Raw genomic sequence first — 23,800 nt, 5'->3', positions numbered from 1 at the left:
ATTATTACAAGTTTTTACACCTATAATAATCCGTTCAGTATGCAAGTTTTTATAAGCTTACCAACCAAGCCGAGCAAGACCGACAGCACTATACCATGAAGTAGAACGATAAGCGGCATTAGCAGCTTGAGCAGCAGCAGAAGTGGCAGTGGAAGGTATATAATGGCTAACCCCATTTGCCCGCTTCATGGAGAACATACCAACAGACATCGAATAAATCATTGGCGTTTTTTTCCAACAGACAGAAGCTGCATCATATGCTTGCTTCCATTCATCCAAGACAACTTCATCCACAACAAGTTTTTCCATCATTTCTACGAAATCATAATAGCCTACATAATAAGACGATCCTACTTTACGCTGATCATAATCAAAGACCGATGATCGAAGAACTTCCCTATCTGCTGTCACTCCCGACAAAGCATTTGCTGTAGCAGCAGCTAAGTTCTCAAGCTCAGAAGATTTCAGCACATCTATAGCAGTACCCATTGTCCAATTGCTATTACTCCCTATTTTTCCAGTATAAATTTCATCATAAGCAGCAAAAGTCCCAATAGCCATTTCTACCGCTGCACCTTTCTGAAATATAAATGGAAACATTCTATCATAGGCAGCACCTGGACCTGGATTCTCAGCAGGGAAACCAATATAGTAATCGCAACAATCACGCAACTCATACGCGACTTCCACCGACTGCATAAAGCAAGCATCAAACATAATAAAGTCAAAATGAGGGGCATTCTGTAATACCGATTTCAAGTCCTCAATATTCATATAATGCCCTCCTCCAGTCTTATCATTTCCTATCCAGCGAGTAGAAGGCAATGGAGTAGGTATCCATCCTTCCCCATGCGACCAATAAATCAAACCATAACTTTCCGCTTTATATAAAGAATTCCCAAACACATCATTGAATACCTCTTGTGTCTCAGCTACTCCACATGAATTTCTATCTTCGTATTCTTTGACTATTGTTTCAACAACAGTACCACCTTTATTTTCAATTTCAATCAAACGAGGAAATCCCGTATCTATATACACCAATAAATGCATATCAGATGTATTATCAATTGAAGCCATCCCAGCTTTCAATTCCTCCAAATCCCCATCCGTAAAGCTAGCCAATGGATTTATACTATTATCCGCTGCCATATATACCAGCACAGTACGTTTCCCATCAACCGGAGGATCAGGCATCGGGTCATCACCACGACACGCCGACATGAACAAGGGGAAAACGAAGAAAAAAAGAAGATATAGTTTTGTTTTCATACTTGAAATCTTATTCCTGCGGTTTTGCAAATGTGAAAGCCTCAGGCTTCACCACCTGCAAAACCATATTCTTACTCTTCTTATACTTACCTTTTACCTTTACAGCCTCTTTTTCCAACTTTTTCCTGTTTTCAGAGAAATAAATCATACAAGTATAGTCCGGCTTCTTCAGATTGTACTCCAGATAGTTCTTGAGCTGGTAAGTGTATAAATCACGCTTGGGCAAGAATCCATTCTTATCCAGCTCTACGCTGTCCAATACCTGGATGTCTGTATAATATACGATGGAGTCATTGAAAGAAGCCGCCACACCAAAAGCATATACAGCCTTTTCCTTATCTTTCATTGTAAAAGCCGAGCACAACGCAAAAACCAAAGCTACGGCACAAAGTATACGAACGTATTTCATTGAGTTATGAGTTATAAGTTATGAATTATCAATGGGGCAAAGATATAAAAAAAACCGCACGCCTACTAAAGACGTACGGTTTTTTAATTCCTTCTATTTGTCGGAAACTAATATTTCTTATTTATCCCAAATAAGATTTGAGCAATTTACTACGATTACTTTGTCTTAATCTTCTGATTGCTTTTTCCTTAATCTGACGCACACGCTCACGGGTCAAGCCGAATTTGTCGCCGATTTCCTCTAATGTCATTTCCTGCTGTCCGATACCGAAAAACATCTGTATGATTTCTTTTTCCCTATCGGTTAACGTAGAAAGAGCTCTATCAATTTCCCTCGCAAGAGACTCGTTCACCAAAGAGCGGTCAGCCATAGGGGAGTCATCGTTGACCAACACATCGAGCAAGCTGTTGTCCTCTCCCTCTACGAAAGGTGCGTCTACCGAGATATGACGGCCTGACACCTTCAGCGTATCAGAGATTTTGTCAACAGGGATTTCCAGTTCATCGGCAAGCTCTTCGGGAGACGGACGACGTTCGTTTTCCTGCTCGAACTTGGAAAAGGCCTTGCTGATTTTATTCAGCGAACCCACCTGGTTCAACGGAAGACGTACAATACGCGACTGCTCTGCCAAAGCCTGCAGAATGGACTGACGTATCCACCATACTGCATAACTGATGAACTTGAAACCACGTGTTTCATCGAACTTTTCGGCAGCCTTGATCAGTCCTAAATTACCCTCGTTAATCAAGTCGGGCAAACTCAAACCTTGGTTTTGGTACTGCTTGGCCACAGATACAACGAAACGCAGATTGGCACGTGTCAATTTCTCCAGTGCAACACGGTCACCCTTGCGGATGCGCTGAGCGAGCTCCACTTCCTCTTCAACAGTAATGAGGTCTTCGCGACCGATTTCCTGCAAATACTTGTCAAGAGAAGCGCTCTCTCTGTTAGTGATACTTTTTGTAATTTTAAGTTGTCTCATTCTTATAATACAGATTTGGGTTGCAAAGGTACGACAAATTATTTTGTTACAATAATTTCATCCCAACTTTTTCACCTTATTTATATCTTATCCTATATAACAAAAAGGATGCCGGTATGTATTGTACCGACACCCCCTTTTTCGCTATTGTTAGCTAATATTACAATCTTCTTACCTAACTATCCCTATTTTTTATTCTTGAGTCAAATCAACGGCATACATTGCACGTTTTCCTGACGGGAACATACCGGTGATGAACAAACCTTGCTCAGGAGACTTTCTTGCCTCTTTCATCGCCTTTTCCAAATCGTCCACCGTCTTCATCGGCACTCCGTTGGCTTTCAGAATGATGAAGCCCTTGCGGATACCTGCATCGGCCATCTTGCCATTGGTTACCCCGGTAACTTCCAGACCGTAACCCAGGTTCAACTGCTTCTTCAGCTCGGAAGATACGGGCTTGAAGGCTGCACCCAAGATTTCCATTCCGGCATCCTTCACTACCTTCGTAGTGCCTTGCTCATTCTTCAGCGTGATTTCGAATTCCTTTTCCTTCTTGTCACGAACCACCGTTACCTTCACTTTATCGCCCGGACGGTGTTTTGCCAGCATTTCCTGCAAATCCGAGAACTTGTGAATCTTCTTGCCGTTCAATGCTATGATTACATCGTTTTCCTTCAAGACGCCGGCAGCGGAACCACCTTCAACAACTTCGGCCACATAGATACCCTCTTTCACGCCAAGTTCGTCGGCCTTCTTCTTCAGTTCTTCGGTCCAGCGTTCGTCCATCTGCAGGTCTGTGCTCAAATCACTACCCTTGATACCAAGAAGCGCGCGTTGCACGGTACCAAACTGTTTCAAGTCGGCTACCACCTTTGTCATAATGCTGGTAGGGATGGCAAAACCATAGCCGGAATAAGCACCCGTGGGTGAGTAAAGCATGGCATTGATACCAACCAGCTCGCCTTTGGCATTCACCAACGCACCACCACTATTACCTTGGTTGATGGCAGCATCCGTCTGAATGAAAGACTGGATGTTTGCAGCTTGTCCGTTGGAGGCAGAAGAGCCAATGGAACGGGCTTTTGCACTGACGATACCAGCTGTTACGGTAGAGTTCAGGTTGAACGGATTACCTACCGCCAATACCCATTCTCCCACCTTCAACTGGTCGGAGTCACCAACCGGAATTGTCGGGAAGTCATCCCCTTCAATCTTAATCAATGCCAAGTCCGTGCTGGGGTCAGTACCGATGATGCGTCCTTTCAGCTCACGGTCGTCATTCAGTTTCACAGTGATTTCATCAGCACCTTCCACCACGTGATTGTTCGTCACAATATATCCGTCTTTGGAGATGATGACACCCGAACCGAAACCTACACGCGGCTGGGTCTGTATCTGGCGCTGGCGTCCACGACCGTCTCCAAAGAAGAAGTCAAAAATATCCGGCTGTTCTTGCACCGTCTGGGTCTTACTCAACTGAGTGGCACGTATATGCACTACAGCATGGAGCGAACTCTCCGCTGCTTGTGTCAAATCCACAGGCTGGGCATCCGTTGCATGGAAAGCCGCCGGTAGCAGATTATTGGGGTTCTGTTGGAACAACTCGCTGAATGCGGCAGGCTTTTCCTTATTCAGCATCTTATAAGTGGTCAATCCAGCCACTCCAGAGCTCAGGAGCACGATAGCCGCAACTCCAAGGATGTTTTTTGTTGTCTGTTTCATACTATTCTTCCTATTCTTTAAATTGTTAATATTCAAGTTTCGTTTAACATTACGACGTTAAAATAACGACAAAAAACGTTCAGTTATTCCGCTTGTCACTCTTTTTTGTTCTCTTTTAACAGAGGATATTTAGGGCTTAACAGCGGTTAACGGCAAAGACTGACAAATTAGCATTTATGTACGATTGCTGACTGTTAAAGAACTGACAGATAGGGCATAAAAAGACGCATCACCCGTTGCGGCCGAAACGGATGATGCATTTGGGGTAAACAGATGATGCGTTTATACCAAACAGATGATGTGTTCGGGCTGAACGCATCATCTGTTTTTAGAGGGCAGATAGCACCTTAATAATTCAAGTAATCAATGTCCATGTGGTAGTCCCACTGCGGGAAGTAGAGGTTACCTCCCTCCCACTCCACCTCGCCACGCTGGAAGTCGACGGTCTCGCTGCGGGGATACTGCTTTTCGGGCTGTAGCGGCATGCCGTAATCAGTGTTCACAATCATGCGCCAAGAGTCTATACCACCCAGGAAGAAATATTCTTCGTCGGCATTGCGGGCAAAGGCAGGAATGCCGAATGACTGGTCGACAGGCACCCAACCCACACCCTCGAAGTAGACTTCTGCCCAATCGTGCAGATTCCATGCACGGGGATGCATCATGAAGCCGCTCTGGAAATGTGCGGGAATACCACTGATGCGGCAAAGCGTAATGAACAGCAGGCTGACTTGGCCACAGTCTCCGTGACGGTTGTCCAACACATATTCCGGGATATTCTCAATGGTGGAATATTCGCGTGCAGAAGCCCACGGGAAGTTGTCATTCACCCAACGGAAGATACGTTTGGCTTTCAGGTAGGGGTTGGTTTCACCGGCTGTCAATTTGGCAGCAAGTTCGCGCAAGCGCGGGGAAAAGACGATATGCTTCTCACGCTCGGCAGTATATTCCTTATAAAGGGCGGTTGTCGTATCATAGGGCTGCACGTCTTCCGGCTTCAGATTATGCCATTCGCCGTTGGCGGTAAACTCAAAGGTTTCGGAGAATACGGTCGGTTCGCCTTCGACAGCACGTTTCTCCATGTACAATGTACTGTGACGGCACTCGGGCGACGAAAAGGTGTATTGCGGTTCGCTGGCCGAAATGAACTTGACATCCTGCTGCCGGGCCTGGTCCTGACGGGGATAGGGTAACCAGCAACGGATGATTTTCCCGGCAGGCACGGCATTGGTATCTACGGTCAACGTGTAGGTGACGCGCATGCGCTTCGGCGCAACAATGGCCTTGCCCTCTTTCTTCACAGCAGAAATGATTTCGGGCAGGTTCTCCATATTCACTTTCTCGCTGCCACTCGGCGAAGAACCTTCCTTGGCTATCTTGATGTCATAGCAAGTGGAGTCCACACGAAACAGATTAGGTCCGGCATTACGGAAATAGCGTTTCTCTCCATCCAGCATCATGCACTCCAAAGCTTTGGAAGCTTCCCACTGGCGCATCTGCTCATCGGTCACGTCGGGAATATACTTGCGGATATAGTCCTTCACCTGGGATTCCGTCATACAGAAATCCGTAAGCAGACGTTGGTGCAGGTCGTCCTCCCAATTATAGGGCTTGCTCTCGGACTTCGTGCTGCATGCAGAAGCTATCACAAACAGAGCGACGGTATACAATAGCTTTCTCATAACTTCACCACTCCAATACCCGGCAAATCGGGCAACGTTATCTTACCTTTCACAACCTCCATACCCTTGAAACGGTCGTTCGCAATCAGCAGACTACCGTCCAAGTCGGCAAAGTCCACTGCCGGAGAGAATTGAGAGGCAGCGGTAATGGCACAAGAGGTCTCGGTCATACAGCCTACCATCACTTTCATGTCCAATGCACGTGCCAAAGTCACCATCTTCCAGGCTTCGCGCATGCCGGTACACTTCATCAGCTTGATGTTGATGCCCGTAAAGGCACCCTTCAAGCCTGCCACATCCTTCAGACGCTGAATGGACTCATCGGCAAATATGGGCAACGGGCTTTGCTGGGTGACCCATGCAATATCGTCCAGTTGTTCCTTGGGCATCGGTTGCTCTATCATGACAATTCCTTTTTCGTGCAGCCAATGTATCATATCGAGCGCATGATGTTTGTCTTTCCAGCCCTGGTTGGCATCAATGGCAATCGGAAGGTCTGTCACCGAACGGATGGTCTCTATCATTTCTTTGTCGTTCTCCCGCCCCAGCTTCACTTTAAGGATATTGAACCGGTCGGCACACTCTTTCGTCTTTTCACGCACCACGTCGGCCGTATCAATACCGATGGTGAAAGTTGTAGAGGGAGTCTTTTCCTTGTCCAACCCCCATATCTTATACCAAGGGGCTTGCAACAGTTTGCCCACAAGGTCGTGCAAGGCGATGTCCACAGCAGTTTTAGCAGCGGAATCCCCTGCCGAGAGGCTGTCTATATAAGCCAGTATATCTTCCAGCTGAAAGGGGTCTGAGAATTGGCCGATAACATCCTGCACCTTCTTCAGAAAAGCCAGTACACTGTCCATCGTGCCTAATTCGTGTTGCAGGTACGGGGGCATGGAGGCTTCACCATAACCGATAATGCCATCATATTCTATCTCGACTTGAACGTCGGGAGTGGTAGTACGCGAGTAGGTGGCCACTGTAAAGACATGGCGCAATTTCAGTTCATAGGGGAAGAAACGCAGTTTCATTTTGGGGGTTACACCTGCCCTACTGTTCACGTTGAACAAGGAAGGAGCGTCATTTCCTCCGGCAAATACATGATTGATTGCCATGCCTGAGCCGAGTGCGGCAAAAGCGGCGGTTTTCAGGAAATCTCTTCTGTTTGACATAATTGTGTGTGTATTAAATGTGCCAATATGCTAATGGGCTAATGTGCCAATGGGCTGCGCTATGTATATGCTACGTTATGTTTGTACCGTCACGCCGCAGGTCATTGGCATATTGGCACATTAGCACATTATTACATTGAATAAAATGGATTCGTTTCCGTTGTATTGAGCGACGCCTCCTTATTTATATAAGGTAACACGCGCGTAGCGAACAACAGTCTACCGAGGTTGTATTCATCGAACAGCTCGTCGTCGGGGCTGAAGCTATTGACGCGCACATCGCCTTGCGAATGGATGAAACGCTTGTTACCGATATACATGCCGACATGTACCACACGTTCCTTGCGTTCCGGCGTCGCCTTGCGCCCGAAGAAAATCAAATCGCCCGGCTGGAGGTTACTGAAATCAGGAGCGATATCGATATGCTCACCCACGTATGCCTGCTGGGAAGCATCCCGCGGAATGATGATGTCGTGCATGAAAAGAACGGTGCGCATGAAGCCGCTACAATCCACCCCTTTGGAGGAAGTGCCAGCCCAAAGATAAGGGATGCCCATCATGCTATGCGCCGTGGCTATAATGCTGGCGGCATCCTGCTTCAAGGTGGCACGCCATTTCTTCTCAGGCATGGAGATGGATTTGGAGATATATCCCTGACGACCGTCGGGATAAGCCACCTTATAAAAGGCACCTTTTGTCCCCTCCCACTTCAGGCGGTTTCCTGCAGCAACATCAGAGACGGTCTGCGATGCCTGGCTGGGCTGTGAGTAGACAAAGCCATAATGCGAAGTCACCACTATTTTCTCTGCATTGTTCCAAGCGGTCAGCTCTTCCCGCGTGACGGGATGTATGCCTACTCGGTGTACCCATGCAATGTAGTTGTCCGGTGTCTGGATACGGTACCAGCCGTCGCGCTGCAACACCCGCACCGGCATACCCATCAAGCCTTGCGTCATCATTTCTGAAGAGAAATCCGGGGCTACCCGAAGATTGCACACAGACACATTGACAATGCCATACGTCTTGCCTTCAAGTCCGGCCTCATCCGGAAGCACTTGCAGACAATCCATCACCGCATATCCTTTCTTTGCCAAACCATCCAGCAAAGCCGTCTTTGCCTCTGCCGAAGTGGTGACACCACGCAACATCACATTCTTTCCGGAGAAAGAGTAATCCACATCGAACAAAGCCACGCGCTTGTCCGGTGCAAACTTTTGTTTCAAACTGTCAGCGAGTTGCGCCACTTCTGCAGGTATTGTACGGTCACCCACTTCCGAAGCGACAGCAAAAAGCGGGATTAACAGAAATAAAGAAAAAAGAGAGGATAACTTTTTCATTGGCCAAAAGGATTTGGGGGTTATTACTAATAGCAAAGCTACGAATTTATTCCGAAATAGATACATGTTTTTAAGATAATTAAGGGTAAAGAATGAAGAATGAAGGATTCATCCGTACTGCATCCGCACACTGCACAACAAATTCTTCATCCTTCATTCTTCATTCTTCATTAATATTCCGTATCTTTGTACCCTATAAAGCAGTTGGTCGGTCTGTCGCTTGCGCCTCGTGCGTATGAGGAAAGTCCGGGCAACACAGAGCGTCCCACTTCCTAACAGAAAGCTGTCCGTGAGGGTAGAGTAACGTAGAAGAAAATAACCGCCGTCGCCCTTGGGCTACGGTAAGGGTGAGAAGGTGGGGTAAGAGCCTACCAGTCTTGTGGCGACACAAGGGCTGTGCGTCTTGGGAGTTGTAAGGTCATGTAAACCGACGTTATGAGAGTTGCTCGCTCCATGTCGGAGGGTAGACCGCTAAAGCTTGTATGGTGACATGCGGCTCAGATAAATGACAGACACTTCTTTAATGGAGAATGGATAATGAAGAATGGATAATTCCTAATTAGGCTTTTTCAGAAACAGAAGAACAGAACCCGGCTTACAGACTGACTGCTTTTTTATTGACAATGGATAATCGAGATAATAGCATGAACAAGCGTATTGCTGCCCTTTGGAAATTCCTCACCTACGACATCTGGCGTATTACGGAAGATGAAGTCACGCGAACGACCTTTTCCGTATACAATATCATCAAGACGATTTATCTTTGCATCAACCGCTTCACCAAAGACCGGATAGTAAACAAAGCCTCGGCGCTGACTTACAGTACGCTGCTTGCCATCGTGCCTATTCTTGCCATTTTGTTTGCCATAGCCCGCGGTTTCGGATTCGATAATCTGATGGAAAGCCAGATTGTCAACGGTTTCGGCGGTCCTACGGAAACCACGGAAGTCATCCTGCAATTCGTGAATTCGTATTTGTCTCAAACCAAGAGTGGAATATTCATCGGAGTGGGTCTGATTATGTTGCTGTGGACAGTCCTGAATCTAATCAACAATATGGAAATCACCTTCAACCGCATCTGGCAGGTGAAAAAGGCGCGCAGCATGTACCGCAAAATAACGGATTACTTCTCTATGCTTCTGCTGATGCCCATTCTGCTGGTGGTGTCCGGTGGTCTTTCCATCTTCATGAGTACGATGGTGAAGAACCTCGAAGACTTTACCCTGCTGGCTCCCGTCGGCAAGTTTATGGTGCGCCTCATCCCCTTCGTGCTGACCTGGTTCATGTTTACAGCACTGTACGTCTTTATGCCGAATACAAAGGTCAAGCTGAAACACGCACTCATATCCGGTATTCTGGCAGGTACGGCACACCAGGCATTCCAATTCCTTTACATCAGCAGCCAGTTGTGGGTTTCCCGTTACAATGCCATCTATGGTAGTTTTGCCGCCCTTCCGATGTTTCTGCTATGGTTGCAGGTATCCTGGACCATCTGCCTATTCGGTGCCGAACTGACCTACGCCGGACAGAATATCCGGAACTTCAGCTTCGACAAGGATGCGCGCAATATCAGCCGGCGCTACCACGATTTTATCTCCATCCTGATAATGTCTCTCATAGCCAAGCGCTTTGAACAAGACGCCCAGCCCTATACAGCCGAAGAGATATCCGAAGAGTGCCAGATTCCCATCCGGCTGACACACGAAACCCTTTATGAATTGCAGGAAATCAACCTCCTACATGAAGTGGTGACCGATGAAAAGAGTGAAGACATCGCTTACCAGCCTTCCATGGATATCAACAAAATGAATGTGGCCCTCCTACTGGACAAACTGGACACGCACGGCTCAGAAGATTTCAAAATTGATAAAGAAAATGAATTCAACAACCAATGGGGAGCATTGCTGAAGGCACGGGAGGAATACTACAAGAATGCAAGCAAGGTGCTGCTGAAGGATTTGTAAGCACGCGGAAGTCTTTCCGGAAACTCCGTATCTGCTTTCTTTTTGATTATTTTTTAGACGCGGATGACGCGGATTGGAATATTAAAAAAATCCGCGTCATCTGCGTCATCTGTGTCTAAAAAGTAAATCACCGATATTTCTCAGGCTCCACGGCACGAGTCATATCATAGGCACGGTCACTCTGACGGGATGCCACTAATTGCAGGAAATCGTCCATAGTGCCGTTACCTTATTTATATTGTATCATGCGGCTGATGTACTTACCAATGATATCGAACTCCAGATTCACCACACTGCCCACTTTGAAAGCATGGAAATTGGTATGCTCAAAGGTGTAAGGAATAATGGCCACCTGGAAAGTATCGTCGGTGGGATTGCACACGGTCAGGCTGACACCATTGACCGTTACCGAGCCTTTGTCTACCGTGATGTAGCCGCGCTTTGCCATCTCCTTGTCAAAAGCATACCGGAAAGTAAAGTAATAGCTTCCTTCCGCATCCTTTATATCGATGCAAGTGGCAGTCTGGTCCACATGTCCTTGAACGATATGGCCATCCAGCCGGCCGTTCATCATCATACTACGCTCCACATTCACTTCATCTCCCACCTGCAACAAGCCAAGATTGGAACGGTCCAGCGTTTCCTTCATGGCCGTCACGGTATAGGTATCATCTGTCAGACTGACTACCGTCAGGCAAACACCGTTGTGAGACACACTCTGGTCTATTTTTAATTCACTGACGAATGAACACTTGAAAGTAAAATGTACATTCTCCTGGTCTTTGACCATCGCCACCAATGTGGCACATTCTTCTACTATTCCGGAAAACATGGTTCTATATACTTTTAGGTTATACGCGATTTATTATTAATATGCGCAAAGATACAAAAAGCCCTTCGTATAGGTACAAAAAAAAGGAAGCTTTTCACAAAGCCTCCTTTTTCAGTTTTCAATAGGTATTAGTTTTTTTTTTAAGGTAAAAAGATTGTTTTCAGGATAACGATGCAAATATAGGCGCTTTTCGTGATACTAACCAAATTAAAAAACATGTCTTATAACATCTTTTTGAAAAATCATTTAAGTTTATTATCATTTCAAAGCATTTTTCTACACCTGCAATCGTTTTCAATGGACAAATATAAGGCTATTTTCCATGAAACACTGAAATTATCCTAAAATTTTGTTTATTTCTTATCATTTAAGTAGTGTTCGTCTGTCTGCCCGCTATGTTTTAACACTTTTGCGTCGATAAAGAACACTATTTCTTCGGCAATATTCGTGATGTGGTCGCCGGAGCGCTCCAATTTGCGGAACACGCTCACCAGATTCAGACAAGAGAGTGCACTCTCCGGATGCCGGCTGATGTAGTCGGCAAGAATGGCAGTGGCCTCCGCATTGATTTCGTCCAGCATATTGTCCTTTGCAAACACAGCGGTAGCCAATTCTTGGCTCTCCTCCTGAAGTGCCTGCTTGGCAAGCTCGAGCATGGAGAGCACCTGGGCTATCATCTCTTCGAGACGGAGTTGCTTGACCAGCTCAGTATCCAATGCCGGTTCATGGCAGTTGAGGGCAAAGCGGGCGATGCCTTCTGCAAAGTCGCCCAGACGCTCCAGGTTCGTATTGATTTTGAGCATGGCAAGCACAAAGCGCAGGTCGATGGCAACGGGGTTGTAAAGGGCAATGATGTCTTCCACGTCGCTGTCTATTTTCAGTTCGAAAGCATTGACGCGACGTTCGCGCACCAATACCTGCTGGGCCAGTTCCCGGTCCAGCGTAAGCACGGCATCACCTGCACGGTCGAGCTGATTATATACCAGGGTCCACATTTCGTCTATTTCCTTTTTCAGCAAGACGAGTTCAGATTCGATAAACTTCACCATAATGTTTCTATTTTAAGATTACTTTTGTACAACTTATTTTTGCTTGTATGGAACAATCCGCTACCCGAAGCGTCCCGTGATGTAGTTCTGCGTCTCCACCTTATCGGGATTCGTAAATATCTTCCGGGTATCTCCAAACTCCACCATCTGCCCCATATAGAAGAAAGCCGTATTATCACTGACACGCGCTGCCTGTTGCATGTTGTGGGTGACGATGACGATAGTGTACTGCTTCTTCAACTCGTGGATAAGCTCTTCCACCTTGGCAGTGGAGATGGGGTCGAGGGCGGATGCCGGCTCATCCATCAGCAGGACTGAAGGAGACACCGCCATGGCACGGGCTATGCAGAGACGTTGCTGCTGACCGCCGGAGAGGGCGTAGGCAGAGACTTTCAGCTTGTCCTTCACCTCGTCCCAAAGAGCGGCGCCTTTCAGGGTTTCTTCCACCCGCTGACGGATGAAGGCGTTATCGGTGATGCCATTCACACGGAGTCCGTAGGCAACGTTCTCGAAGATGCTTTTTGGGAAAGGATTGGGGCGCTGGAACACCATGCCCACGTTCTTGCGGAGTTCATCCACTTGCACTCCTTTTCCATAGATGTCTTGTCCGTCAATGCGTATCTCGCCAGTCAGACGGGTGTCGGGAATCAAATCGTTCATGCGGTTCAGCAGGCGCAGGAAGGTAGACTTTCCACAGCCCGAGGGACCGATGAAGGCTATCACAGACTTCTCCTCAATGTCCATGCTGATGCCTTTCAGGGCATGGAAATCGCCATACCAGAAGTTCACGTCAAGGGTTTCTATCTTGTTCTTCATACCTATTGTATATGTTTTCAATTCGTCTTAATCTTCTTCTCAAAGTATTTCCGCAGGGCGTTCGCCAGCAGGTTCACCAGGAGGATAATGAGTATCAGCACCAGTGCCGTGCCGTAGGCAATGGGAAGCTGCGCTTCCATATCGGTGCCGCTGGTAGAGATGACGTAGAGGTGATAAGGAAGCGCCATGCACTGGTCGAAGATACTTGTAGGCAGCTGTGGCAGGAAGTAGGCGGCACAGGTGAAAAGGATGGGTGCCGTCTCGCCCGAAACACGCCCCAGCGCCAGAATCAGTCCGGTGATGATATTGGGTATCCCCATCGGCAGGATGACATGCCAGATGGTCTGAAGCTTGGTAGCTCCCAACGCGCGGCTTCCCTCACGCATGCTGTCGGGGATGGCTTTCAGCGCTTCTTCCGTGGTGCGGATAACCAAAGGCAGACTTAGCAGACCCAGCGTCAACGAACCTGCCAGGATGCTGTCTCCAAAATCCATATAGTTGACAAACAGCGCCATGCCAAACAGACCGAACACGATAGAAGGGATGCCGCTCAGATTATTCGTCATCATCCGTATGAAGCGTACCACCCAGCCTTTCGGCACATACTCATTCATATAAATACCGCTCATCACTCCCACCGGAAAGGCAAATAAAGCACTGCCCGCCATCAAGCAGAACGTACCTACAATGGCAGGAAGGATTCCACCGGCAGTCATACCGTTGGTAGGAGCCGTAGTGAGGAACTCCCAATTGATAACTCCTATACCTTTATATATAATGAAACCGAGGATAGCAAAAAGAATCCCCACCACACTCAGGCTCAACAGACGGAACAAGCCGAATGCCATGTTTTGCGAAAGATGCTTTCTATTGACCATATCTACCTTCTTTTATTTTCGTCTTGGCGAAACTGCTTCCACCGTGAAATTTATCAATAAACTGATGAAGAACAGCACGACACCCAGTAGGAACAATGCTTCGTAGTGAGGTCCGCCGGCAGGTGCCTCGCCCAGCTCCGCGGCAATCGTTGCCGGAATGGTGCGCAGCGGTTCCAGGATGGTATGGGGAATGACGGCGGCGTTGCCCGTCACCATCAGCACAGCCATCGTCTCGCCCACCGCACGGCCGATGCCCAACACCACTCCGGAGGTGATGCCCGAAATGGAGTAAGGAATCACTACCTTATATATAGTCTGCCATTGCGACGCTCCCAGTGCCAGACTGGCTTCACGCATAGCACGAGGGCAGTTTCTCATCGCATCTTCCGTCACCGTAATGATGGTGGGCAGCGCCATAATGGCAAGCACAATACTGCCCGCCAGCCCGCTCTCACCGACCGGCAAGTCGAAGACCTGCTGCAAAAAAGGTACAATGACAATCAAACCGAAAAAGCCGTAAACCACCGACGGTATGCCACTCAGCAACTCAATGATAGGTTTCAGCAGATTCCTTACCCGGGAATTGGCTACCTCCGACATATAGATTGCCACCGACAGACCAAACGGCAGTGCAAAAAGGATGGCAAACAGACTGACCCACAACGTCCCCGTAATGAGCGGCAAAAAGCCGAACTGCGCAGCAGGTGTTGCCGTGGGAAACCATTCAGCACCGGCAAAGACGTCCTTCACCGAGATGGTGTTGTCTTTCAGCAGATGCACCGAGTCCGGACGAACGACGAACTGCTGCGGTACGAAGGCTATAATGCCAGGCGTACGCTCCACCAGCTCCGTAATGCAAGCACCTGCATTTTCATAGGAAGCGCCCAACTGCTCTTCCGTATAATACTGTGTGATGTCCTCCAAACGGAAAAGGCGGATAGGAAGGTCCTCCCCCCCCACTTCGTTCCAGTTTGTCAGCTCTTCATCAAAGACATCCTTTATCTGTGCCGGAGTCAGTTCGCTCACCCGGTTCTCCTTATTCAAGGCCAATACATACCCTTCTTCTATCACCTTGCTGCTGAACAAGCCCAGCGCTTCGGAAAAGAGGAACACGACGATAAGTACGATGGTAAGACTCGTCACAAAGCCGCTACAAGCCAGTATACCTTCTACAATCTTCTCAAAAATCTTTTTCATGTTGCCTATTGATTTCTGTATGCAAAGGAACGGGCCGGATGTTAAGGCAGTGTGACTAACGTTTGAAAGAAATGTTTCAAAGGTGTTACAAAACTGTTACAACGACTTAAAGTACACCCCATGTAACACATTTGTAATATCCATTGCCTTAATTTGCATCATGCGTTGAGCCAGATTACATGATGCATACCATCGGTTTACATCATGTGTTTGCCCCAATTGCATTATCTGTTTACCCTATTTGCATCATGTGTTTTATGAAGACAAGAGAATTACTTCTACTCCTCGCACTGACAGCCACCACTGGCATGCAGGCGCAACGCATCAAAGGCAGCGACACCGTGCTCCCCATAGCGCAGCAGACCGCCGAACGCTTTATGACCCTAAACCCCTCTGCCCGTGTCACCGTGACCGGCGGCGGAACCGGTGTCGGTATTTCAGCCCTGCTGGACCAGACCACGGACATCGCCATGGCTTCCCGCGCCATCAAGTTCAGCGAAAAGATGAAGGCCAAAGCCGCCGGAGAAGACTTGGCAGAAGTTCCCATCGCCTACGATGCCCTTGCCGTAGTGGTCCACCCCTCCAACCCAGTGAAACAACTGACCCGCCAACAACTGGAAGATATCTTCCGGGGCAAAGTCACCAACTGGCAGCAAGTGGGCGGAGACGACCGCAAAATCGTAGTCTACTCCCGCGAGACTTCCTCCGGTACCTACGAGTTCTTCAAGGAAAGCGTACTGAAAAACAAGAACTACATGAGCAGCAGTCTCTCCATGCCTGCCACGGGAGCCATTATCCAATCCGTCAGCCAAACTCGCGGAGCCATCGGATATGTGGGTCTAGCCTATGTATCACCGCGTATCAAGACACTCGCCGTTTCATACGACGGGCAGCATTATGCCGCTCCCACGCTGGAGAATGCCATCAATAAGACTTATCCGATAGTACGCCCGCTATACTATTATTATAACCGGAAAAACGCTTCGGTCATAGCCCCTCTGCTCGATTTCATTTTGTCTGCCGCAGGACAGAAAATCATCAAAGAGAGCGGATATATCCCGGTACATAACGAATAAATCTTCATTCTTCATTCTTCATTCTTCATTTTTTTACCCTATCTTTGTCCCCACGATACGAAAATAGTAACATTATGGCAGAAATAAAGAGCGAAGAAACAAGCGAAAAAAAGAGCTTGAACTTCATTGAGCAAATAGTAGAAAACGATTTGAAAGAAGGTAAAAACGGGGGAAAAGTACAAACACGCTTCCCGCCCGAACCGAACGGTTACCTCCACATCGGACACGCCAAGGCCATCTGCCTTGATTTCGGTATTGCCGCCGCACACGGCGGTGTCTGCAACCTGCGTTTCGATGACACCAACCCCACCAAGGAAGATGTGGAATATGTAGAAGCCATCAAGGAAGACATCCAGTGGCTGGGCTACAAATGGGGTAACGAATATTACGCTTCCGACTATTTCCAGCAATTGTGGGACTTCGCTATCCGCCTCATCAAGGAGGGCAAGGCATACATCGACGAACAGACTTCCGAGCAGATTGCCGCCCAGAAAGGAACTCCCACCCAGCCCGGTGTGGAAAGTCCCTACCGCAACCGTCCTATCGAAGAAACACTGGATTTGTTCCAGAAGATGAACAGCGGCGAGATTGAGGAAGGTGCCATGGTGCTCCGCGCCAAGATAGACATGGCAAGCCCCAACATGCACTTCCGCGACCCTATCATCTACCGTGTAGTGAAGCATCCGCACCATCGCACGGGCACCACTTGGAAGGCTTATCCGATGTACGACTTTGCCCACGGGCAAAGCGACTTCTTCGAAGGCGTGACACACTCGCTCTGCACACTGGAGTTTGTGCCCCACCGTCCACTCTACGATCTCTTCGTGGACTGGGTGAAGGAAGGCAAAGACCTCGACGATAACCGCCCCCATCAGTATGAGTTCAACAAACTGAACCTCAGCTATACGCTGATGAGCAAGCGCAACCTGCTGACTCTAGTCAAGGAAGGCTTGGTAAACGGTTGGGACGACCCCCGTATGCCGACTATCTGCGGTTTCCGCCGTAGGGGATACTCTCCGGAGTCCATTCATAAGTTCATCGACAAAATAGGATATACAACCTACGATGCGCTCAATGAATTCGCCCTGCTGGAAAGCGCCGTGCGCGAGGACTTGAACGACCGCGCCACCCGCGTATCTGCCGTACTGAATCCGGTGAAGCTTATCATCACCAACTATCCCGAAGGGCAAGTGGAAGAGATGGAAGCCGTCAACAACCCCGAGCATCCCGAAGAAGGCAACCACGTCATCGAATTCAGCCGCGAACTCTGGATGGAGCGCGACGATTTCATGGAAGATGCCCCAAAGAAATACTTCCGCATGACACCGGGACAAGAGGTACGTCTGAAGAACGCGTACATCGTGAAGTGTACCGGCTGCAAGAAGAACGACGCCGGTGAAATCACCGAAGTATATTGCGAATATGACCCTGATACCAAGAGCGGTCTGCCCGGAGCCAACCGTAAGGTGAAAGGCACCATCCATTGGGTAAGTTGTGCCCACTGCCTCGAAGCAGAAGTGCGCCTCTACGACCGTCTGTGGAAAGTGGAGAACCCGCGCGACGAGCTTGCCGCCATCCGCGAAGCGAAGAACTGCGACGCACTGACAGCCATGAAAGAAATGATCAACCCCGACTCCCTGAATGTGCTGCCCTGCTGCTACATCGAGAAGTACGCTGCCGGCATGCAGCCCCTCTCCTACCTGCAGTTCCAACGTATCGGTTATTTTAATGTTGACAAAGATTCTACGCCAGAAAAAATGGTATTCAACCGTACTGTAGGTCTGAAAGACGTTTGGGGTAAAATCAATAAATAAGAATATGAGTAAAAAAAACCTGCTGTCCGGAAGAGACAAAGAACTGCAAGAAATGGCAGAACAATATGAAGCTGCCAAAGCAGAGAACAGAACCATCTATCTGGACGCAGACGACTTAGCCGACCTCGCAGACTGGTATGCCGTGCATCATAAATATGCCATGGCTACCGAGGTCGTAGAGTATGGCTTGGGAATACATCCGAATAATACAGCCCTGCTGGTGGAACAGGCATACTTGTTCCTCGACACCCAGCATAAAGAGCAAGCCAAGGATATATTGGAACGGATTGCCGAAGAATCTTCCGAAGTGAAAGTGCTGAAAGCCAACCTACTGTTGGGCGAAGGCAAAGAAGAAGAAGCGGAAGCGATACTCGATAGTATAGACGATAAGGACGACCTAGCCAACATCGTCGATGTATCCTATATGTACATAGACATGGGATTCCCGGAAAAAGCATTGACATGGCTGACGCGCGGACTCGAAAAATATGCCGAAGAAGAAGCCTACCTTGCCGTCACCGGCGATTGTTACTACGCCCAGGGACTGTTTGAAAAAGCCACCTTCTTCTTCAATAAGCTGATTGACAAGAATCCGTATTCAGCTCCTTACTGGTTTGGACTGGCCCGTTGCTACTTTGACCAGCAGATGTTCGACAAAGCAATCGAAGCATGCGACTATGCCACGGTGGCCGATGACGAGTTTGCCGATGCCTACCTGATGAAAGGACATTCCTTCTTCCAATTGGGAAATGAGGAAAGTGCCATGGAGAACTACCTGCAGGCCGAAAAATTCCATCTTGTCTCCCACGGTTTCATCAACACCTTCATCGGCCTGAACAAAGCCTCCAAAGGAGAGTGGAAAGAAGGATACGACTATCTGGAAAAAGCCATAACAGCCGAAGACAGCCATGACTTCGCCTTGCCTTCTCTTTATGCCAATGCAGCCCTATGCCTGCACAAGATGGGAAAGAAACGCAAAGCACACCAGTATTGTAAAAAAGCATACGACCTGGCACCCGAAGAGATAGACCCGTACCTGATTGAGGGACGCATCTACATGGAAGAAGGTGAGTATGAGAAAGGTGTGAAGAGATGGGCCAAAGCCTTAGAGTATGCCCCCTATGCGGATACCTGGCACGAAATAGGCATGTGTAGCATGGAAATAGGACAACTGAGCTATGCCAAGCTGGCCTTTGAACATGTCAAAGAGATGGAGCCGGACTTTGAAGGTATCAACGAAAGGCTGACCTCTCTGTATATGCTGCTCAAAGACAAGGAGAACTTCATGAAGTACAACCAGCTGTGCGAACATCCGTTCAGGCTGGAAGAGTTGGACAAATTGCAACAGATACTACAAGAAGATAACCAGGAAGAGCTGGCCCTAGTGATGAAGAATATTTTCAATGCATTACAATAACAGTAATTATATACCACTAATCTAGCAAATGGAATCAGTAGCCTTTATCCAATGGTGTCTCGACCACCTCAATTACTGGACCATCACTTTATTGATGGCCATTGAAAGTTCGTTTATCCCCTTCCCTTCGGAAGTTGTAGTCCCTCCTGCCGCTTGGAAAGCCGCCAACAATGACAACATGAATATATATCTGGTGGTATTGTTTGCAACCATAGGGGCAAATATCGGAGCCTTGATAAACTACTATCTGGCAAAATGGCTGGGACGCCCCATCATTTACAAGTTTGCCAACAGCCGTTTCGGGCACATGTGCCTCATCGACGAAGCCAAAGTGCAGCATGCGGAAGAATATTTTGACAAGCATGGAGCCGTATCAACCTTTGTCGGCCGCCTGATACCTGCCGTACGCCAGTTGATATCCATCCCTGCCGGTCTGGCACGCATGAAACTGGGAACTTTCTTGCTGTACACTACCCTGGGTGCGGGCCTTTGGAATTCCATCCTGGCTTTCATCGGATATTACTTGTCCACAGTACCCGGCATCGAGAACGAGGAACAGCTGCTTGCCAAAGTAACGGAATACAGCCATGAGATAGGTTATGTATTTATCGGCATCGGTGTACTCATCGTGGCATTCTTCATCTATAAAGGAATGAAGAAGAAATAAAAAAGAAAACGGCATGATAATAAAAAAGCGGTGGACAGCATGATAAATTCTGTCCACCGCTTTTTATTGTTTATCCCAAATCCAAACTTTCTACTTTACAGCTGCAATAGCTTTATCATAATCTGGTTCTTGCGTAATTTCAGGTACCAATTCCGTATAGGCAATCTTACCATCCTTACCGATAACCACTACCGAACGCGCCAGTAGACCTGCAAGCGGTCCGTCGGCCATGCGTACCCCGTAGTTTTCATCAAAATCGGAAAAACGGAAATCAGACAAAGGAATCACATTCTCAATACCCTCCGTTGTACAGAAACGTGCATGTGCAAAAGGCAAATCCTTGGAGATTGCCAACACTACCGTATCGGGCAGGCCGGCAGCCAGTTTGTTGAACTTACGTACAGAAGTAGCGCACACACCAGTGTCAAGGCTGGGGAAAATATTCAAAATAACATTCTTCCCGTTCAGTTCCTTCAAAGAGAATGAAGACAAATCTGTTTTTACCAATTCGAAATCGGGGGCAACAGAGCCCACCTTTATAAATTCACCGATAACCTTTACCGGTTGTCCTTTAAATTTTGTTGTAGCCATAGTTTTATCAAATTATATGTATACATAACAAATTACATACAGAAAAAGTTCACCCGAAACTTTTTTCCGGATAAACTGTTATTCTACAGACGAATTAATGATAATCACTTAAAAAATTAAATTCACATGAAAACTATTTTTGACGAACTTCAGCAGGAAGTAAAGAATTGGTGGATTTCACTCATTCTTGGTATTCTTTATGTAATAGTGGCTATAAGCCTGATGTTCTCCCCTCTCAGCGGGTATGCGGTATTGAGCATTCTGTTCAGCGTCTCCATGTTGTTCAGCGGTCTGCTGGAAATATCCTTTGCAGTAAGTAACCGTAGAAGGGTATCCAGTTGGGGATGGTATCTGGCTGGAGGCATCATCGACATGATTCTGGGATTCTACCTGATAGCCTACCCGATGCTCAGCATGGAAGTCATTCCGTTCCTCATCGCCTTCTGGCTGATGTTCCGCGGCTTCTCATCCGTAGGCTATGCCATGGACCTCAAAAGATATGGGACAAGAGACTGGGGATGGTACGTTGCTTTCGGTATTCTTGCCGTCATCTGCTCGCTCATCATCTTGTGGCAACCGGCAGTAGGCGCCCTTTACGCCGTGTACATGATTTCGTTTGCATTCCTGATTATAGGTTTCTTCCGTATCATGCTGTCATTCGAGCTGAAAAACCTGCACAAGCGCGGGAAAGAGTGGAAGGAAAAGAAAGAGAAAGAAGTATCGGCCGAATAAGTAGCCCACACGAAGCGTGTCAAAAGGAATCCCACCTTTGACACCTTCGTTTAGCCGAATTGCTCAATAACGTCTCAGAAAACGGAACATCGTAGTCCGTGACACTCCCATCTGCCGGGCAAGCTCGGCACACGACTCTCCTCTTTGGTGCTCCCTCACAAGTTTCCTCTTGTTCGCATAGAGTATCTTCATTTTGGGTGTGTCCCCTTTCTTCCTGCCCAGATGTTTTCCTTCTTTCCTCCGTCGTTCCAAGGCTTCTTTGGTGCGCATGGAAATCAGATTACGCTCTATCTCGGCCATCAGTCCAAAAGCAAATCCCAGCACTTTGCTATTGATGTCATTCTGGAACACATACCCCTCTTTGGTACTGTACAGCACCACTCCCCTTTTGATGCAGGAGTTAAGAATGGTCATTATCTCCAGCAGTGTCCGGCTAAGCCGCGAAATCTCCGTTATAATCAAGGAGTCTCCCGGTTTCATCCGATCCAACAAGCCCGCCAGTTTACGCTCTTTGCTACTCACTTTTCCGCTGACCGTCTCCATGTACCATCTGTCGATACTCAACCCATTCTTCTCCGCGAAGCGTATAATTTCCTCGCGCTGATTCTCTAAAAACTGTTTTTCTGTACTTACTCTTAAATAAGCTACTACTGCCATAATTGATAAACGTTTATTGGTTATTATTCACCACCAAAGAACGGTTATTCAAGTAAGAGTGGCAACACACAACTATGACTCTCTATCAAAGAGGATCACATTATGGATATCCCCCGAAGTCAAGGAAGACTCTCGGTAACCATCTCAAATATGCCTATAAACAAAGAAAACAGCCCCACTGAAGCTGTTTTCTGAAATTAGTTCATAAAAAATTGATACTATGTAGTTTCATAGTATACTCTTCTTCATTTCATTCACTATGTATCTCACATCCTCATCCGTCACGTAAGGACCACTCGGCAAGCAAAGACCACGTTTGAACAAGCCCTCACTGACACCATTCACATAGACAGGATTAGCTGCATAAACCGGCTGGAGATGCATGGGCTTCCATAAGGGACGGCTCTCGATACCGGCTTTATCCAAACAAACACGCATAGCCTCTACATTACGGTTAGGCTCACAAGAAGTATGGGCATTCACTGACTCATGCGTAACACCGGCGGCACCACCTACGGCGCCTTTTACTGTCTCACGGTAGGCATCCTCCTCACCTCTCACATGCAGATTCCCGTCAAGCAGTACCGTGTTCAGCCAATAATTGCTGTCATAATGTCCGGAAGGATTCTCATGAAGCGTGATTCCCTCCACATCGGCCAACAACTTACGATACAGACCGCACAGATGCTTATGGTGCGCTATATGCTCATCCACCACCGTCATCTGACCGCGGCCGATTCCCGCACAAATGTTACTCATCCTATAATTATAGCCTATACGCTCATGCTGGTAGTAGGGATAGGACTCACGGGCCTGGGTAGCATAGAACATTATCTCACGTTTGGACTCTTCATCAGGGCAAATCAAAGCACCGCCACCACTGGTGGTTATCATCTTGTTGCCATTGAAAGAAAGCACACCATATTTGCCAAAAGTTCCAAGAACTTGCCCGTCAAACTTGCTTCCAAAGCCTTCGGCGGCATCCTCTATGACCGGAATATCATATTTATCTGCCACCGACATGATTTGGTCTATCTTGTAGGGCATCCCATACAAAGCCACCGGAACAATCGCTTTGGGCTTTCGGCCGGTCTTGTCGATACGGTCCCTGATAGCCTGCTCCAGAAGAACCGGGTCCATGTTCCATGTATCAGCCTCAGAATCCACGAATACCGGAGTGGCACCAAGGTAGGTCACCGGATGGGAAGAGGCACAAAAAGTGAAGCTCTGTACTATCACTTCGTCACCCTGAGCAACTCCGCAAGCAAGCAGGGCCAGATGCACAGCAGCAGTACCGGCACTTAAAGCCACCACCTTTTTATTCCGCCCAATGAAGCGTTCCAAATCCTGCTCGAAGGCATTCACGTTCGGTCCGAGAGGAACAACCCAGTTGGTATCAAAGGCTTCTTGTATGAAGCCCATCTCCTTGCCGCTCATGTGGGCGAGGCAAAGATATATTCTCTTATCCATTTCTTTGTAAAATAAATCAGGTTCATTCGACAGAAGAAGAACTCTTCCGCCTCACATAATAGGGGAT

General features: G+C 47.7%; 21 protein-coding genes, 1 other RNA gene and 1 pseudogene. 7 read left to right on the top strand and 16 right to left on the bottom strand.

The features are described from left to right. Window positions 1-57: 57 nt before the first annotated feature. From DW096_RS13955 to DW096_RS13925, 7 genes are all read right to left on the bottom strand, one after another. Window positions 58-1,272 carry a clostripain-related cysteine peptidase gene (locus tag DW096_RS13955; RefSeq protein ID WP_016274368.1) on the bottom strand — a complete coding sequence of 405 codons (1,215 nt, stop codon included), beginning with the start codon at window positions 1,270-1,272 and terminating at the stop codon, window positions 58-60. A gap of 10 nt (window positions 1,273-1,282) precedes the next feature. Beyond that, a complete protein-coding gene (locus DW096_RS13950; RefSeq protein ID WP_009038255.1) occupies window positions 1,283-1,681 on the bottom strand; it encodes a hypothetical protein in 399 nt (132 codons plus the stop codon). Window positions 1,682-1,802: 121 nt separating this feature from the next. Then, window positions 1,803-2,663: an RNA polymerase sigma factor RpoD/SigA gene (locus DW096_RS13945; RefSeq protein ID WP_002561589.1), complete on the bottom strand. Its 861-nt coding sequence runs from the start codon at window positions 2,661-2,663 to the stop codon at window positions 1,803-1,805. Between the two features lie 192 nt (window positions 2,664-2,855). Continuing rightward, window positions 2,856-4,385 carry a Do family serine endopeptidase gene (locus DW096_RS13940; RefSeq protein WP_035458138.1) on the bottom strand — a complete coding sequence of 510 codons (1,530 nt, stop codon included), beginning with the start codon at window positions 4,383-4,385 and terminating at the stop codon, window positions 2,856-2,858. A 347-nt stretch (window positions 4,386-4,732) separates the two neighbouring features. Further along, window positions 4,733-6,067 carry a transglutaminase family protein gene (locus tag DW096_RS13935; RefSeq protein WP_016274366.1) on the bottom strand — a complete coding sequence of 445 codons (1,335 nt, stop codon included), beginning with the start codon at window positions 6,065-6,067 and terminating at the stop codon, window positions 4,733-4,735. Next, on the bottom strand, window positions 6,064-7,236 hold the full coding sequence (locus DW096_RS13930) for a dipeptide epimerase (RefSeq protein ID WP_005831287.1): 1,173 nt from the start codon (window positions 7,234-7,236) through the stop codon (window positions 6,064-6,066). Before DW096_RS13930 ends, DW096_RS13935 begins: the two co-directional genes overlap by 4 nt. A gap of 131 nt (window positions 7,237-7,367) precedes the next feature. Further along, window positions 7,368-8,573 carry an NlpC/P60 family protein gene (locus tag DW096_RS13925; protein WP_009038252.1) on the bottom strand — a complete coding sequence of 402 codons (1,206 nt, stop codon included), beginning with the start codon at window positions 8,571-8,573 and terminating at the stop codon, window positions 7,368-7,370. Between the two features lie 200 nt (window positions 8,574-8,773). Between DW096_RS13925 and rnpB the strand changes: the two genes are divergently transcribed. Next, an RNA gene (rnpB, locus tag DW096_RS13920) (RNase P RNA component class A) lies at window positions 8,774-9,187 on the top strand. 30 nt (window positions 9,188-9,217) lie between these two features. Further along, complete coding sequence (locus tag DW096_RS13915; RefSeq protein ID WP_118931207.1) at window positions 9,218-10,537, top strand: YihY/virulence factor BrkB family protein; 1,320 nt, start codon at window positions 9,218-9,220, stop codon at window positions 10,535-10,537. Window positions 10,538-10,673: 136 nt separating this feature from the next. Here DW096_RS13915 and DW096_RS13910 read toward each other — a convergent pair. From DW096_RS13910 to pstC, 6 genes and pseudogenes are all read right to left on the bottom strand, one after another. Further along, window positions 10,674-10,754 (bottom strand): annotated as a pseudogene (locus DW096_RS13910) (NAD(P)H nitroreductase); the annotation flags it as partial. 12 nt (window positions 10,755-10,766) lie between these two features. Continuing rightward, the gene (locus DW096_RS13905; protein ID WP_005832292.1) at window positions 10,767-11,369 is read right to left on the bottom strand and encodes a riboflavin synthase; all 603 of its coding nucleotides are present in this window, start codon (window positions 11,367-11,369) and stop codon (window positions 10,767-10,769) included. Between the two features lie 353 nt (window positions 11,370-11,722). After that, complete coding sequence (phoU, locus tag DW096_RS13900; RefSeq protein ID WP_005831301.1) at window positions 11,723-12,418, bottom strand: phosphate signaling complex protein PhoU; 696 nt, start codon at window positions 12,416-12,418, stop codon at window positions 11,723-11,725. Window positions 12,419-12,478: 60 nt separating this feature from the next. Beyond that, entirely contained in the window at window positions 12,479-13,234 is a 756-nt protein-coding gene (pstB, locus tag DW096_RS13895; RefSeq protein WP_005831304.1) for a phosphate ABC transporter ATP-binding protein PstB, read from the bottom strand. A gap of 17 nt (window positions 13,235-13,251) precedes the next feature. Beyond that, window positions 13,252-14,112 carry a phosphate ABC transporter permease PstA gene (gene pstA, locus DW096_RS13890; protein WP_005831306.1) on the bottom strand — a complete coding sequence of 287 codons (861 nt, stop codon included), beginning with the start codon at window positions 14,110-14,112 and terminating at the stop codon, window positions 13,252-13,254. A gap of 12 nt (window positions 14,113-14,124) precedes the next feature. Next, on the bottom strand, window positions 14,125-15,309 hold the full coding sequence (gene pstC, locus DW096_RS13885; protein WP_035448808.1) for a phosphate ABC transporter permease subunit PstC: 1,185 nt from the start codon (window positions 15,307-15,309) through the stop codon (window positions 14,125-14,127). 257 nt (window positions 15,310-15,566) lie between these two features. On the opposite strand from pstC, the gene DW096_RS13880 reads away from it, so the two are divergent. From DW096_RS13880 to DW096_RS13865, 4 genes are all read left to right on the top strand, one after another. Continuing rightward, complete coding sequence (locus DW096_RS13880) at window positions 15,567-16,385, top strand: PstS family phosphate ABC transporter substrate-binding protein (RefSeq protein ID WP_055288614.1); 819 nt, start codon at window positions 15,567-15,569, stop codon at window positions 16,383-16,385. 74 nt (window positions 16,386-16,459) lie between these two features. Further along, window positions 16,460-18,199, top strand: a complete 1,740-nt coding sequence (locus DW096_RS13875; RefSeq protein ID WP_005832304.1) for a glutamine--tRNA ligase/YqeY domain fusion protein — start codon at window positions 16,460-16,462, stop codon at window positions 18,197-18,199. Window positions 18,200-18,203: 4 nt separating this feature from the next. Further along, window positions 18,204-19,616, top strand: a complete 1,413-nt coding sequence (locus tag DW096_RS13870) for a tetratricopeptide repeat protein (protein WP_055288592.1) — start codon at window positions 18,204-18,206, stop codon at window positions 19,614-19,616. Window positions 19,617-19,644: 28 nt separating this feature from the next. Next, a complete protein-coding gene (locus DW096_RS13865; RefSeq protein WP_005831315.1) occupies window positions 19,645-20,283 on the top strand; it encodes a DedA family protein in 639 nt (212 codons plus the stop codon). 90 nt (window positions 20,284-20,373) lie between these two features. Here the strand turns inward: DW096_RS13865 and tpx are convergent, their stop codons facing one another. Then, window positions 20,374-20,874, bottom strand: a complete 501-nt coding sequence (gene tpx, locus DW096_RS13860; RefSeq protein WP_005831317.1) for a thiol peroxidase — start codon at window positions 20,872-20,874, stop codon at window positions 20,374-20,376. 126 nt (window positions 20,875-21,000) lie between these two features. Between tpx and DW096_RS13855 the strand changes: the two genes are divergently transcribed. Further along, window positions 21,001-21,606, top strand: a complete 606-nt coding sequence (locus tag DW096_RS13855) for an HdeD family acid-resistance protein (protein ID WP_055288591.1) — start codon at window positions 21,001-21,003, stop codon at window positions 21,604-21,606. A gap of 63 nt (window positions 21,607-21,669) precedes the next feature. Here the strand turns inward: DW096_RS13855 and DW096_RS13850 are convergent, their stop codons facing one another. Both DW096_RS13850 and DW096_RS13845 read right to left on the bottom strand, forming a co-directional pair. Then, the gene (locus DW096_RS13850) at window positions 21,670-22,263 is read right to left on the bottom strand and encodes a master DNA invertase Mpi family serine-type recombinase (RefSeq protein WP_005831322.1); all 594 of its coding nucleotides are present in this window, start codon (window positions 22,261-22,263) and stop codon (window positions 21,670-21,672) included. A gap of 228 nt (window positions 22,264-22,491) precedes the next feature. Next, entirely contained in the window at window positions 22,492-23,733 is a 1,242-nt protein-coding gene (locus DW096_RS13845; protein WP_120028779.1) for a DegT/DnrJ/EryC1/StrS aminotransferase family protein, read from the bottom strand. Window positions 23,734-23,800 lie beyond the last annotated feature (67 nt).

The organism is Bacteroides sp. AM07-18, assembly GCF_003602695.1.
GTDB lineage: Bacteria > Bacteroidota > Bacteroidia > Bacteroidales > Bacteroidaceae > Bacteroides > Bacteroides uniformis.
Note: the sequence above shows the minus strand (reverse complement) of the source record. Positions and strands in the feature narration are given on the sequence as shown.

Bases quoted from the DNA above. Each gene is read 5' to 3' on its own strand.
- phoU (WP_005831301.1), bottom strand. From the start codon at position 12,418: ATGGTGAAGTTTATCGAATCTGAACTCGTCTTGCTGAAAAAGGAAATA.
- DW096_RS13870 (WP_055288592.1), top strand. From the start codon at position 18,204: ATGAGTAAAAAAAACCTGCTGTCCGGAAGAGACAAAGAACTGCAAGAA.
- DW096_RS13955 (WP_016274368.1), bottom strand. From the start codon at position 1,272: ATGAAAACAAAACTATATCTTCTTTTTTTCTTCGTTTTCCCCTTGTTC.
- pstA (WP_005831306.1), bottom strand. From the start codon at position 14,112: ATGGTCAATAGAAAGCATCTTTCGCAAAACATGGCATTCGGCTTGTTC.
- DW096_RS13940 (WP_035458138.1), bottom strand. From the start codon at position 4,385: ATGAAACAGACAACAAAAAACATCCTTGGAGTTGCGGCTATCGTGCTC.
- DW096_RS13855 (WP_055288591.1), top strand. From the start codon at position 21,001: ATGAAAACTATTTTTGACGAACTTCAGCAGGAAGTAAAGAATTGGTGG.
- DW096_RS13930 (WP_005831287.1), bottom strand. From the start codon at position 7,236: ATGTCAAACAGAAGAGATTTCCTGAAAACCGCCGCTTTTGCCGCACTC.
- DW096_RS13850 (WP_005831322.1), bottom strand. From the start codon at position 22,263: ATGGCAGTAGTAGCTTATTTAAGAGTAAGTACAGAAAAACAGTTTTTA.
- tpx (WP_005831317.1), bottom strand. From the start codon at position 20,874: ATGGCTACAACAAAATTTAAAGGACAACCGGTAAAGGTTATCGGTGAA.
- DW096_RS13865 (WP_005831315.1), top strand. From the start codon at position 19,645: ATGGAATCAGTAGCCTTTATCCAATGGTGTCTCGACCACCTCAATTAC.
- DW096_RS13950 (WP_009038255.1), bottom strand. From the start codon at position 1,681: ATGAAATACGTTCGTATACTTTGTGCCGTAGCTTTGGTTTTTGCGTTG.
- DW096_RS13875 (WP_005832304.1), top strand. From the start codon at position 16,460: ATGGCAGAAATAAAGAGCGAAGAAACAAGCGAAAAAAAGAGCTTGAAC.
- DW096_RS13915 (WP_118931207.1), top strand. From the start codon at position 9,218: ATGAACAAGCGTATTGCTGCCCTTTGGAAATTCCTCACCTACGACATC.
- DW096_RS13935 (WP_016274366.1), bottom strand. From the start codon at position 6,067: ATGAGAAAGCTATTGTATACCGTCGCTCTGTTTGTGATAGCTTCTGCA.
- DW096_RS13925 (WP_009038252.1), bottom strand. From the start codon at position 8,573: ATGAAAAAGTTATCCTCTCTTTTTTCTTTATTTCTGTTAATCCCGCTT.
- DW096_RS13845 (WP_120028779.1), bottom strand. From the start codon at position 23,733: ATGGATAAGAGAATATATCTTTGCCTCGCCCACATGAGCGGCAAGGAG.
- DW096_RS13945 (WP_002561589.1), bottom strand. From the start codon at position 2,663: ATGAGACAACTTAAAATTACAAAAAGTATCACTAACAGAGAGAGCGCT.
- pstC (WP_035448808.1), bottom strand. From the start codon at position 15,309: ATGAAAAAGATTTTTGAGAAGATTGTAGAAGGTATACTGGCTTGTAGC.
- DW096_RS13905 (WP_005832292.1), bottom strand. From the start codon at position 11,369: ATGTTTTCCGGAATAGTAGAAGAATGTGCCACATTGGTGGCGATGGTC.
- pstB (WP_005831304.1), bottom strand. From the start codon at position 13,234: ATGAAGAACAAGATAGAAACCCTTGACGTGAACTTCTGGTATGGCGAT.
- DW096_RS13880 (WP_055288614.1), top strand. From the start codon at position 15,567: ATGAAGACAAGAGAATTACTTCTACTCCTCGCACTGACAGCCACCACT.